Origin of the sequence: Candidatus Pseudoscillospira sp. SGI.172 (genome assembly GCF_050313575.1) — a bacterium.
GTDB lineage: Bacteria > Bacillota > Clostridia > Oscillospirales > Oscillospiraceae > Vermiculatibacterium.
The window spans coordinates 14,186-27,275 of record NZ_JBNPLQ010000021.1 but is presented as its reverse complement, the minus strand read 5'-3'; the positions used below and the strand labels follow the sequence as shown (position 1 = coordinate 27,275).

The 13,090-nt window shown below is 51.9% G+C and carries 14 protein-coding genes; all 14 read right to left on the bottom strand.

What is annotated here, in order from left to right:
* Nucleotide 1: 1 nt before the first annotated feature.
* Nucleotides 2–352: a resolvase gene (locus ACQRD3_RS09090; protein WP_343121054.1), complete on the bottom strand. Its 351-nt coding sequence runs from the start codon at nt 350–352 to the stop codon at nt 2–4.
* Between the two features lie 80 nt (nt 353–432).
* A complete protein-coding gene (locus tag ACQRD3_RS09085) occupies nt 433–882 on the bottom strand; it encodes a single-stranded DNA-binding protein (protein ID WP_343121053.1) in 450 nt (149 codons plus the stop codon).
* A 119-nt stretch (nt 883–1,001) separates the two neighbouring features.
* Nucleotides 1,002–2,378, bottom strand: coding sequence for an AAA family ATPase (locus ACQRD3_RS09080; protein ID WP_343121052.1), 1,377 nt, complete (start codon nt 2,376–2,378; stop codon nt 1,002–1,004).
* Nucleotides 2,379–2,993 carry a hypothetical protein gene (locus tag ACQRD3_RS09075; protein WP_343121051.1) on the bottom strand — a complete coding sequence of 205 codons (615 nt, stop codon included), beginning with the start codon at nt 2,991–2,993 and terminating at the stop codon, nt 2,379–2,381.
* 12 nt (nt 2,994–3,005) lie between these two features.
* Complete coding sequence (locus tag ACQRD3_RS09070) at nt 3,006–3,257, bottom strand: hypothetical protein (protein WP_427781093.1); 252 nt, start codon at nt 3,255–3,257, stop codon at nt 3,006–3,008.
* 43 nt (nt 3,258–3,300) lie between these two features.
* Nucleotides 3,301–3,576 (bottom strand): hypothetical protein, encoded by a 276-nt coding sequence (locus ACQRD3_RS09065; protein WP_343121049.1) that lies wholly within the window; start codon nt 3,574–3,576, stop codon nt 3,301–3,303.
* Entirely contained in the window at nt 3,573–4,103 is a 531-nt protein-coding gene (locus ACQRD3_RS09060) for a hypothetical protein (RefSeq protein ID WP_343121048.1), read from the bottom strand. The genes ACQRD3_RS09065 and ACQRD3_RS09060 overlap by 4 nt, the downstream gene beginning before the upstream one ends.
* 12 nt (nt 4,104–4,115) lie before the next feature.
* Complete coding sequence (locus ACQRD3_RS09055) at nt 4,116–4,349, bottom strand: hypothetical protein (RefSeq protein WP_343121047.1); 234 nt, start codon at nt 4,347–4,349, stop codon at nt 4,116–4,118.
* Nucleotides 4,342–4,995: a hypothetical protein gene (locus ACQRD3_RS09050; protein WP_427781090.1), complete on the bottom strand. Its 654-nt coding sequence runs from the start codon at nt 4,993–4,995 to the stop codon at nt 4,342–4,344. The genes ACQRD3_RS09055 and ACQRD3_RS09050 overlap by 8 nt, the downstream gene beginning before the upstream one ends.
* Nucleotides 4,996–5,091: 96 nt before the next feature.
* Nucleotides 5,092–5,508, bottom strand: coding sequence for a zinc-finger-containing protein (locus ACQRD3_RS09045; RefSeq protein ID WP_343121045.1), 417 nt, complete (start codon nt 5,506–5,508; stop codon nt 5,092–5,094).
* Between the two features lie 11 nt (nt 5,509–5,519).
* Entirely contained in the window at nt 5,520–6,644 is a 1,125-nt protein-coding gene (locus ACQRD3_RS09040) for a hypothetical protein (protein ID WP_343121044.1), read from the bottom strand.
* 13 nt (nt 6,645–6,657) lie between these two features.
* Nucleotides 6,658–9,738: a helicase-related protein gene (locus tag ACQRD3_RS09035; protein WP_427781088.1), complete on the bottom strand. Its 3,081-nt coding sequence runs from the start codon at nt 9,736–9,738 to the stop codon at nt 6,658–6,660.
* 790 nt (nt 9,739–10,528) lie between these two features.
* Entirely contained in the window at nt 10,529–11,332 is an 804-nt protein-coding gene (locus ACQRD3_RS09030; protein ID WP_278904253.1) for a hypothetical protein, read from the bottom strand.
* Between the two features lie 22 nt (nt 11,333–11,354).
* Nucleotides 11,355–13,031, bottom strand: coding sequence for a hypothetical protein (locus ACQRD3_RS09025; RefSeq protein ID WP_278904255.1), 1,677 nt, complete (start codon nt 13,029–13,031; stop codon nt 11,355–11,357).
* Nucleotides 13,032–13,090 lie beyond the last annotated feature (59 nt).

Genomic DNA, 13,090 nt, shown 5'->3' with positions numbered 1-13,090 from the left:
CTTATTCCTCACATCCACTGCAATATAGTTCCACTTCATCTACGGACGGTGAAAACACCGAGGCAGGAGCCTTCATGCCCATCTGCATAGGGAACAAAAATTCCTTGACGTGCTCACAGAGTTCCCGGTCCGGGCAGGTGTCAATGAAATAGCCAATGGTGCTCAGAATAAGGCGGTCCAGACAGTCCGTCAAAATCATGTGATGTGCACAGGGGCGCTGCGCAATGAAAGATGCGATATTCTCTGGCGTTCCCTCAAACCACAGCTCTTCCCGCTGTTCATCCTGATACACAAAGCCTTTGATTACATTTCCGCATTCAAGCAATGCTTTCATTTTTTCTGCTGCAATCATGTATGCCCTCCGTTTTTTTATGTCATCAAATCTGGTGTGTTAAGGCAGAGGGAGGGCAAAAGCCCTCCCTCTGATTCTGCTTACAGGGGCAGTCCGCCCGGCTCATCTCCGAAATTGGGTACGAATCCGGGAGGTACGCTGAACCCATCATCGGAGCCGGGATAGCCGCCGTAGTAGGGTATGTCGCCGTTATCACCACTGCCGTCCTTGGGCTTGGAGTCACCGAAGTAGACATTATCGGCAATCACCTCAGCAGAGCGGCGCTTATTCTTATCCTTGTCTACCCAGTCGCGGTTCTGCAGCCGTCCTTCCACCACAGCCATACGCCCCTTGGTGAAAAACTTGCTCACAAAGTCCGCCGTAGCGCGCCAGGTCACGATATCGAAGAAGTCAGTCTCCTTCTCGCCGTTCTGTGCCTTATAATCACGGTCCACCCCGATAGAGAACGAGCACACGGAAACGCCTGACTGGGTCTTGCGCAGCTCGGGGTCGTGGGTCAGTCTGCCCATCAAAATAATTCTGTTCAGCATAATAATTCCTCCAGTAAATAATTTATTTAGGTATGTTCCTCTTGTGTTTGTGGTGCGGGCTCATCATCCTGCACCGGATACCAGTGGTGGCAGCGGCCGGCATCACCGTACCTCTCCGTTTAATTCAATACGGCAATTTCTTTCAGAGATGTGTAGGTGAAACCGCACTCCTCATATGCTTGTCGGCTGATCTTTTCAAGGTCGGCCAGCAGTGCATCCACCATAGCGGTCTCACTGTCAGACTGGGCAGCGGCACGAAGCTCACACTGCATCTGATAGAGCCGGATCAACTCGCCGCGGAGCTTAATCAGCGCCTTGCGGCCGACATCCACATTGCTGCCGTCCCCCCGGGTGGAATCAAAGACTTCCTGGGACTCCAGCGCCATGCCACGGATATTGTTGACCTTATCCAGCATCGGATTGACACACAGCCGGTTGAGCACGTTCTCCACCTTCTCCCGGTCAGTAGGCAGACGCCAGAGATAATTCTTCAGCGCCAGCAGATCGGAGGGTTCCACCTTGGAATGGCCGGAGAGCCACGCTTTGGCCTGGGCGATGGGATAGTAGCTCAGGTACTTGCGGTCAGACACAAAAACGCCGGCTTTCCGAAGCTCACAGAGAATATCGTCGGCCAACTCATTGGCGGCATCTGGCACAAGAATCGCAGCCACCTCAAGCTGCATTTCAGCCAGCTCTTCCATGGAAATGGTGACGGACACCTGTCCGAAAGCACATTCCTGCTTACTTTTCAGAACGGCAAGACGGGTGGCCCGGTCCTCAATGTTTTCCGTGACCACTTTCAACTCCAGACGGTCATACAGCGCCTCCAGAATCTTTTCCTGCGGATCGTTGAAATTGGGAATTTCGTTGGATGCCGCAAAGAAAGAAACAGTAGGAATGGAATATGTACGCCCCTCGTTGGTGTACTTGCGCTCGTTGAGCGCTGTCAGAAGAGAGTTGAGCACACCATCATTGCACTTGAATATCTCATCCAAGAACACAATGTCCGCTTCCGGAATCTTACCAGTGGTCTGCACAGTCGGCTCATTTTGATGGAGCGCCGCCAGAGCAGCTTTGTAGCTCTCCAGCTTTTCCGTATCTGCGCGAAGCCGTTCCCATGTGGCAGGTTCATCCTTCATGCCGCCAACGGCGTCCACCATCACACGCAGATTAAAGCGCTGGTGGTTGAATACATCGTCCTTGTCCAGAACAGCCTGCGGGACAGAGCCAGGCAGAAGACTTGCCAGGTCTACACGGCCGAAAAGCTGCTCCTCGTCACTCTGCTTAGAGAGCAGACGTTCAAACTGACGGGCGCCGGTAATATGCTGGCGGAAAAGATTGATAGCATAGCTTTTGGCCTGCCCGGGGGCGCCCAGAATGAACAGGTTTTTTCGGGTCAGGAGGGCGATGGCGATCATCTCCACCAATTCCTCGCGTTCGGCCACGCTGGCATTTACATCGGCGATCACGGCCAGCATTTTATCTCTCAGTGTCATTCACATTTTCCTCCATTTCTTTTTTGCCGGCAGCACCGGTGTTTCCGCTATGATGTAAACCATACACAGCCCATCTTCCTGGTTTTCGAGGTCTCCATAGGTAAACAGGTAACCGCTGATCGTCTTTTCCACGCGGGTCAGCACAGGTGCATAATCGTACTCTTCCAGATCGTCTGCCATTTTCCGCAGCAGCACACCCAAGTCATTGGAGATGGCCAGCGTGCCGCCCGGAATGTTGTCGTCCTGATCTTCTACACAGGTCAGTGTCATAAGGTTTCCCCGACTTTCTTCTGCTCTTGCCGGAACCGGCTCCAGCATTTCGGGAGACATGATCACGAAGTCCAGCGGGATCTCCTCCAATTCCTTGGGTTGATCGTACAAATCAGAGAACCGGGCTCCCAGTTCTGCGGCCATCGCAATCGAAGGCGGAGGAAGAAACTCGCAGTAGATGTCCGGGGTGTCGTTCTCCGTTTCCCGGTCATCATCAGTGCGTATCTCCGTCACTGTCCCGTATAAGCCCATGTACTCGCTTTCATCGTTGGCAAACACAACGCCGCCAATCTTGAACTCCTTTTCACCGAAACAAAACACGGCACCATTTTCTCGTATTACCATATCACCCTCCACTTACGCTGCCAGCGCCTGCTCATACAGGTCGTTGTTCTCGGACAGCGCATCCAAAGAGACGATATGGCTCTTGCGGAACTCCTTCGGTGCGCCAGTCATGCCGCACAGACGGTAAGCCGCCTTGCAGTCAAGCAGTTCGTATTTGAACTGAGCGAAGATGTGCTGCTGCAGCGCTCCCTTATCGGGGTCATAGCCTGCCACAGCCTTGATAAGGCGAAGCGCTAACTGCTGGAAAACGTCATCATGCTCCATACCAGTTGCTTTCACCAACTTGCGGTTTTTCTCCATGAAGCTGTTAATGCACCAAAGATGGTCCTCCACAAGAGCATTGCGCTGTACGATGGAATAATTGTTTTTCATAATCTGTTCCTTTCTCTGGTTTGGGTTCCCAAAGGCGGCAATAGCCCTTGTTCCAGTCCTCCAGTAACATCTGATTGGTGTAATTGGGCGAGTTATAGTGCGGATTGCTGCAGTGTTGCATCCGAACCAAACCCTTGCCGCCGTTCAAATCTTTTTCCTCCTGATAGTAAGAGGATGCGCAGGTATTGCAGTGCTTCTTTTGTTCCTTCAAACAGTGTCCTCCTTGACATTCTTTCGTGCAGTCTCGCTATCGAACAGTCCCAGCAGATGATAGCCATTCTCCGTCTTGTAGAAGAAGGTCGGCTTGATACCGTCGTCGATCTCCACCACGTAATACCGATGAACAGCCACGCCCAAAGTCTCCGCGTCCGGTTCCTCGTTGCACCGCTTGGCAAACTCCCGGGGTGTCAGCGGCGTGTGTAATTCAAAGGCCACCGCATACCGGAATGCAGACGGAGCAATGGCTTTGCCCAGATGTTGGCACATATCATGGTGCATCATCCACGCTTCCGTACTCTTAAACCCGTAGATACGCAGCTCACTGGGAACCTTGCGCTTGGGACACCAGCTGGGCACATAGATCCTGGAATCGCTGCGGCCAAACCGGCGGGGTTTCTTTCCGCCCAGGCAAAAACGCTCGCCGAAGTGCATGGTGACGCCTTTTTGCTTCACGGGCATAGGCTCCATGTAATGGAGATGGCTCTTGCATTCAGAGCAGGTCAGTTTTCTCAGGTCCATGATCCGTACCTCTCATTCATCGTCACAGTCGCGTTCCTTCAGGTTTCGGAACAAGCTATCCAGCACCTCGCCATCATAATCGGAGATAATGTCCTGATCTCTGCAAAAGGTCAGAAATTCCTTGAACATATTTCTCCCAGCGCGGGCTTCCATTGCGCTCAGCCGTTCATCACGGCACAGCGCGTTCAGGCAGTCATCCAGATCGCTTCGGGTGTTGGTAAAGCGGCAATAGCTCATGTTAGACATCTTTTTCATCCTCCTTTTTATCTACCGAATACAGCGGACACTCCAGGATCTGATACCGGGTGAACCATGCAGCGGCATACCCATCCTGATACGCCTCCCAGAAATCATCGCCGTATTCCTCACGGTACAAATCGGGATCGAAATGGATGTCCATTTCTTCCTTTTCCTTCTCCACCAGACGCCACAGTTCATCCCGCGCCGTCTGCTGATCTGTATAGCTTCCCATGCCAAGAGGATCGGGGAAGCTGCCACGGTCAGCATCTACGGAGGTGTGGACGATGGTATAGATTTTTCTCACGCTTCTGCGGTACATCCGGGCAACATGGCTGTTTTCCGGTCTGGCAAGCCATTCTGTCACAAAGGATTTGTCCTCCTCACGGAACATTTCCACAAACTTGGAGCGAAATTCCTTCTCGCTCAGCCGCTGCCCCATGTTGCGATGGAACTGGTACAGGTGGCGGTACAACGCGGCAAGGAAATCATCGGTGGTGTTGACCCCAAAGGGCTTTTGCTCCATGCACAGCCGCCCGCCACAGATCCTGCACCTGCCAACCAGACAAAGCTGGTAGGGGGTGACGCACTCCATGCTCTGATAGCTCAGATGCCAGTCCACATCCGTGATATTTTCCGCCAGATGAATTGCCATCTGGAATGTGTCACCAGCTTGTACGGGGTTGCATGAGCACAGCGAGCCGAACTTCTGGCGACAATCCTTTTCTTCACACATTCATGATGCCTCCTGTCAATTTTCTGTTCGGTTTTCTGCCGCAGATTTATTCATTTCCTTATGGCACAGGTTGATCAGCTTCTGGCACCGGTCCATCTCAAACCCGCCGATGTGGGCAAGCTCTTCAGACAGCCGCAGCTTTTTTGCCATCCACCTATACCCCTGTGTTCTGCTCATGCCTTTGGACTTCCAAAATCCGTCAAAGACCTGATGGGTCTCCTTGCGTTTCATCCGCAGCGCCTCGTTGGCAAGGTTGCCCATGGGCCGATCTGTGCCCTTATGGCACCCGACGCGGGCATTGCAGTTCTGGCATTGGTAGAATTTCTCCTGCTCAATGCCCAACCGCTTCGCCGCTGCCGAACCGTAGACTTTCGCAGCGGGAACGAGATGGACAGTGCCGCCGCAGTAGCGGCAAATCTTCGGATTCTCCAATCGCACCCTCCTTACGCAGCTTTCACAGCAGAAGCCGCAGCGGTTTTCTCTGTTTTCTGCGGCCGCATGGCGCTTTGCATGTAGTAGGCGTCCTGGGTGCTAAGCGTCAGCATCCCGCCACTGGCGATACCCAGTGTGGCGGTTCCTGTCAATGCCTTCAAACAGGTTCCAAGCTGCCGTGAAGAGAACCAGTAATCGCCTGCAGGCGCACCGGTCAGGGCGATCACATCCACAGGCGCGGATGCGGTGCCGTATTTCCCGCTGCAATAGAACTCCAGACGCTGATCTTTGAATGACAGCTTTACTTTTCCTTCCGGCTCCACAGTGAGAACAGAGGTCAGGGCATTTCTCATGTCCTGAATATCCGTCAGCACGGTAAAGCTGTTTTTAATGGTGCTCAGCAGAAGATCCGTGTCGATGTAGCCGCCCTCCATGAGGCGGGCGCTGAACAGGAAATTCTCCTTGAAAAAAACGATGTTTTTCCCGGTGGTTCCCACACGGAACTCATCCTTATCGGCGCACATACGGGCCAGCTTTCCAAGAGAGGTAGCCGGGATCAGCATACTGATGTCGCCCCTGCTCTGGTCATCGCCTTTGGCAGTGACGATGCAGCTGCCGTTGCTGCCGGCTGCGCGCAGTCCCACATCGGTGAACTTGAGATTGACGCACTTGAGAAGAGGCTTGTTGTTGTCCTGCGCCGTAGCAAATACCGTGCGCTGGGCCATAGCAGGGATTCCGCTGAGCTTGACCGTATCCTCCGGAAAGGGTAGGTCAGGCTTGGGAAAGGCGCCCCGATCCCATACGTCCACTTCATAACAGGCATTTTCGCTTCTCAGTGCGGTACGCCCCTGGTTTTCAGGCCGTGAGATCTGCACCGTATCCAGAGGAAGGCGCTGCAGCATCTCTGTGAGCATCTTTGCGCTGAACACCAGCGAGCCCTCCTCCTGCACGGAGCAGGGGAGCTTTTCTACCAGCGCGACCTCCATATTGGTGGAGGTGATGGTCAGCTTACCGCTCGCGGCGTCAGCTTCCATCAAAGCGCCCTTTAGCACATCCAGCGGAGACTCCGCCGGTGCGATGGAGGCCGCCCGTTTGGCCGCATCCAGAAACTCAGCCCGGTTTATCGTGACGATCAAAAAATCTCCTCCTTTAAGCAACAAAGCCGAAGAGCGACAGCTGGTTTTCATCCACCACTGGCTTCTTCGACTTGCGTTTCTTCTGTTCTTCCTGTGTTCTCACAAGCAGACCCTCATACAGCCTCTGGCGTTCCGTGTTTTCTACGGTCCTAATGCCAAAGTCCGGGGACTCGGAAGCAACACACTCCTGGGCGGGAGCAGACGCCGCTTCCTGCTTGACTTCCATAACTTTCTGATTTCGGTTGGGGTTGATGATTGCCATTTTCTTAAAGGCAGTGGCAATATCCTCCACATTGTCCTTGATGCCCTGTGCCAATTCCTTTGCCATCTGGGAGGTCAGATCCTTGACGTCACTCATGGCCGCCAGACCTTCCTCTGAGAAGTTTCCCTCAATGATACCCGCTACAGCCAGCTTGGAAGCCATCAACTTCATGGCCTTGGCCTGCATCGTATCCACATAGAAAAGCATATACACTTCCACTCTGGGCGCCGTCTGATTGATACGCCATGACCGGCGGGATGCCTGCCGCAGCGTAAAGAGGTTATAGCCCATGGAATAGAAGATGAGGGTGGTAAAGGCGTTCAGATCAAGGCCGGTTTCCACACAGCGAGGGTTCGTGATAAGCACCTGCAGCCCGTTTTTGACCCGTTTATCCACCCAGTCCTCCCGCTTTTCCGTGGGGACTTGGGGCGTTAGGACCTCGGTACGGTAGCCTTCCTCCCGCAGCAGCTTCAAGAGCTTATTCTGGGAGTCTGTCCGTGTCCAGCTGGTGTAGATCAATACCCGTTCACCATTGGCGACTTTCTGCCGCACGATTTCCAAAACCTTTTCCTCCTTGGGAAGCAGGCGGGTAAAATCGCCGCAGTTCTCTGGCTTGACGATGGGTACCCCGTCAATAGGGTGTACCACTTCCGGCTGGTCATAGGGCTGATCGGGATAGACCGTCAGCAGGTTCAAATAGGTAGAGAGGATCTTCTGCGCCACCTTTCGGTCGGTGCGAAGGACCCGCTGCAATTCCTTTTCCGCTTCCTTGTAGGCACCATACACATCTTCCGGCATCTCCAGCGGAACTGGTATCTCCTCGTAGTCAGGCAGGTCTTTGCCCATATCCGAGAGAGATAAGAAGGCCGTGTATTCCAGCAAGAACCGTGAAAATACCAGTGGCGATACGCCGGGCAGCTGCCTTGTCTTAGCCTTACGCTTACTGGTTCGCCGGTTGGAGTTGTATTCGCCATCCTTGATCTCGTAGGTATTTTCCACTACGCCATACTCGGCATCGAAATCGCTGGGCCTGCGATAGCTTTTGCCATCCTTGAGCATCAGCCCGGGAACAATGCGGTAGAGCAGGTGAAAGATACCGGAGGAATACCCGTTGATGAGGGTGGCGGTCATGCCGACAAACAGCTTCGAGACTCCAAACAGCTCTGCCATGGCGTCGCCCTGGCCACTGTTATTGTTGTACTCATGCAGCTCGTCGCAGAGCAAAGCGTCAATCCGTCCCCGCAGTTTTTTCTTGATATAGGTGCTTAGAGGATAACGCCGCTGTGCGCCGCGAACAGGGAAGGCCCCCTCCGGGTTCTCCATGATTTGGGTGAGCTGTTCCACTACTCTTTCGCTTTTGGTGCGTTTGAGGTGCGCCGCAGCTCCATAGCGGTGTACCCAGCCGTACTCTCCGATTTTGACCCACTCGATCCGTCTGCTGGGATTGACCGCAGACCATAGGACTGTACCGCAATTTGGGCAGCGGTGGTTCTTCCTGTGTTCGGATTGGAAGAAGAACTGGTCAGCAGGCACGGTATAGCGGCTGCCATCTTCGCTGATCTCCATGGTGATTACTTCATTGCAGTCAGGGCAGAGAAATGCCCGCTGTCGTTTGTTCCACCTCACAGCCGGATAGCGCATATAGCCATCCCGGGCACGTTCCTTGGAAAAGACAGCATAGACATTTTTATCGCCCTGCTCGTACATGGAATACAGCCGGTTCAAATCGGCAATGCTGTGTACCACCATTCCGTATGTGTCCGGAAGGGTCTCTCCGATCTCACGCACCCATTTCCGGGTCACGTGTGAGGGACACATGACAAGGTTGAAGGATTTCTCTTTTTTGCCTCGCTTCTGGGATGCCCAAAGACCATACAGAGCGCCTAAAGCGGTCGAGCCGATCTTCGTTTTGCCGGACCCACATTCCGCAATGATGAACGCAACGCTCTTTCGATCCAGCTGACGCTTGACGGCCTCGGCCACCGCAAGTTGGGCATCATACAGGGAATAGCCCGCCCGGCCCATGATGCAGTCGTTGATCTCCAGTACCTCATCAGATAGAGGCTCGCTGGCAGGATCAAAGAGCGGCATGAACTGATTCCGGATGCGGTCTGCCACGGTGACTCCGAAGGTATTGAGATACCCCGTGACATTTTCTACGCCGTCAAAACCATCCGGTGCGCCGTCAACTGCTCCGGGGATCTGAATACTTCCGTCTTTCAGGCCCTGCTCCAGGACTTCGACCATATTCTTATCCTCCGGCTTCAAGTCCAGCACCCATGCGTCCATTTTCTCCTTCAGGGAAATGACCTCCAGCTGACGAAGATCTCCACGCTGCTGCAGCGAGTCTAGAACATAGTCCCGGAACGCCGGGATCAGTGGCGCCGCCGTTTTGTGGTCCAGCTCTTCAAACAGGCGGTCACGGTCTCCCTGCGGACAAAAGATATAGCACTTGCGGGGCTGCAGGGCTTCTTGACCCTCCATTTCTCCATCGCCGTCGCCTTTTTGCGAACGGTCATCGGTCTGGGCGTCGTCGCTTGCCATCAGGGTCGCCACGGCATAAACGCCATCGTGGGAGATCTGGCGCTGATACCCTTTGACATTGCTCTGAAGCATTCGGGTCGTACTGTTTTGGGTGGCTTCCAAGGTCGCTCCGCCATAGATGGCATCGGACATTGCCCGGACCATTTCCGGGTATCCACCAAATCGGACTGCGCTGATCACGCCGCCCTTGCTGTTGTGATCGAGCACCACTGTATCCGCATAAACGGATAGACGCACCTGTGCTGCCGGGTCATAGTAGCTCAGCTCAATTAGTCTGCTTTGTGACATTCATCTGCTTGCTCCTTTCATTTGGGGACAAAAAAAGACCGCAACTGCTTCATTGAGCAATTACGGTTTCATTCTTGTCCTTTATTCAATTCCAGGTCGTTTGAGGCTGGCGGAGGGCGCACTAACCCCCTTTCCGTCGCTGTTCCTCCCTAACTTACTCCGCCCTAACTTACTTCGCCCTGAAATACATCTTCATTGTAGCGCTTCAGACACAGACCGTATAGTTGGAATTTTTTCATAGTACACCAGAGCATTGGCGCATGGAATTGAAACAGCATACTGCACGGCGTCCTCCGTCGTAGTATTTTGCCTTGCGATGGCACCGGCTGCACCGGCACTGCTCCGTTTTTGTGGGCCTTGCCGCGATAACAAAAGCATTGGTTTCGGCTTCAAGGAAAAAGTCCTTCACGGCCATTTTCTTTGTGCCGACTGATGTCTTGGGATGAATGGCTGCGGCGTAGGTTCCGAATGTACATCTGGAAGCAGTGGAAGACGCCCAAAACCAAGGTGGCCAACTTGAGAAAGCTGGGCGTCCCGGCTGACAAGGCTTACCAGTGGGGAAATTCCAGACTGGGTTATTGGCGTATCGCCGGCAGTCATGTATTGAAATGTTCCATTACAAACGAAAGACTCGCAGCAGCGGGATACGTTAGCATCCTCAGCTACTACGAGTCCTTGCACTTATGCGGTTGAACCGCCGTGTACCGGTCGGTACGCACGGTGGTGTGAGAGGTCGGCTCTCTATTTACGAGAGCCTCCTACTCGATTGTTTGGAATTTGTATGTTTCTTTTATCCGGCCAATTTAGTTTCCAGTTTTACATTGGAATAGACGTGAGTCTGTATATTGTATTGGAACTCACCTGTAACTTTCTCCCCTGTATTTGTATCCCATTCCACTTTAAGTAATAACAAATTGTCCGTCTCCCATTTCAGTGGTTTTATCACGGTTAGTCCTGCATCAGCTAAGTCTACCTCTTGGTCTACTGCGAGCAAGAAGTCATTGATGTTTGGATTTGACGTTTCGTTCCACGTCCTAGCTTCAACGATCTTCGTCTCAGTCCACTTTCTGCCAGTGCATCGGATTGCTAAATAGTTTCCGTCGGGCGACCATAAAAATTGGTTATTTAAAAACCCGCTGTCAGACCACAGTGTTTTGCCGTTTTCCAAATCAATGACTCGCATCTCCTTTAGTAAGACAAGGCCGCTGACGGTTTCCTCACTCATCCCTGCACTTTCAGCTCTGTACTTTCCATCTGGGGAATCCGCGCTGGCAAAAAAGGGGTCCCAAAGGAAATCCACATACTGTTTTTTTTCCTGAGAGTAAAAGTATTTTATCCCAGAAGCGGCATCCACAGCAAAGGTGTCCATGGGGTATTCGCCATCATTGAGCTTTCCAGATACCTTGATGACACTGAGTTGACTGTCATTTATCGAAAGTAGCTCGGGTTCAGCAATGAAGTCTCTGGTCTCTGGTTCCTCAAAATAGCTACTAACAAACACAACCGCTTGGGCATTTCTCTCGGCCGAAGAATTGGTGGGGTTGCTTCCAGAGACACTGGAACACCCAGAGCAGGCCACAATGATTGCCAGCAATGTGAGCACACATTTGTTCAGATTAAGCATAATAGCTACTGACGGAATCAAGCCGCGCTGTGATACTCACGGTCTGGGCGCTGGATTCTCCACTTTCTGTATTAAACTCTGTAAAGGAGAGCGTTGAGCCGTTGAGCGTGAGGTCTCCAAGAATGCGGACGTTTTCATCTGATTCGTACAGAACATTGCCACTGCCATCCATAATCCTGTTCAGCCCAATGACCCCAGAAAAATGCTGAGGAGCTTCCACGTAGAACAATCCTTTGTTCGTATTGGTAAACCCGAATCCATAATACTGCTTGATAAGTTCCTGCGTATCAATATTGAATTCCTGATATACCTTGACAGACGGGTTCACGTGACCGATAGTCACCAATGAATTATTTGCAATTTCCATATTATCCACGCTTGTGACGGAAGGAGCAAGGTCAAATTTAACATCATCGGATGTATTTCGGTCATTTCCGTTTCGAACAACAGAAACTGTAATTGAATTTACCTTAGAAGCGTCAGCGTCTCCTTCATAGGCAAAATAGGTGCCGTCTTCAGACTTGCATGTAACTGGGGCCCGAGGCGTAAATACCGCACTTTCTTCCAGACCATCCGCTTCCACATCAGTTGAATCGCTTAACAGAAAATTGTTGCTGGCAGAACGCCCATCACTATTTACTCCCATAAATAGAATTTGGTAATACCCGTCCTTAGAATCCCGAGAACTTTTTCCAACGCCTACATAATCATCAATATGCCGCCCTACAATGCCGCCGCCGCTATCCTCAGCAATTCTGTGGCCGATCCCGCCCTGGACTGTAACGTATCCTCGGTAGTAAGAACCATTACGGAGGACACGGGGAATATAATAAGAGTCAACCGCAATCGTTTGCCCAACTTTCGGTTCTGTTCCTGTTGCAGTGGTCGGCTTTCGATAACTATACTTACCGCCATAGTAACTTATGTATTTGCCATCTTCTCCCTTGCCAGAGCCCTGTACCTTAACATCGGCAAGAAAATCACTCCTATAAGTGCCACTTAGACCGGCCACAGAAATTTTTTGCCCCTTGTAGTCAGATTCGAGGGCAGTGATATAATGGGTACGCTGAAAATTAGTGATATAAGTTGCTCTCGTTCCCAGGTCAATAGTCTTACTTCCGCTTATACTTGCACAGGTAATGGTAACGGGAAGTTTCTCAATGCCACGCACATGGAACGTTATCTTTGCGATACCGCTCGCATTGGTTCTGGTATCCTTGGTGATAATCTTTGCATTTGACGTTGATGCCGAGGTATTCCATGTAACCGATTGATTTGCGTAATTGCTTCCGTTGTTTTTTACCTGAACCTTGATTTTCACCTCATAGGTTATAATACCATTGAGGACAACTCCTTTGGACAACATACTGGTTGAATCTGGAATCCGAATAGAGGTTAATGCCCAGTTAGTAAAGGTAATTCTATTCGCCGCTGCGGTGTCAATTTGCTCTTCCGTAGGTGATTCACCTTCGATAGCATTGCCCACTTCGGCCATAGGGGACTCAGTTTCGGGGGCGCTGTCCCCATTGGTCATGGGAGACTCATCTTCGACCTTTTCACCTGCATCAACTACGGGAACTTGATTTTGTCCATTACCAGTTGTAATAGTAGCAGCGAACGCTGGGACACACAGTATCAGACACATCACCAGAGCCAAAACCGAACTCATAAACTTCCTTCTCATCATTATAATCCTTTCTTTTGGTAAATAGCTTAAGGAAAGCACTG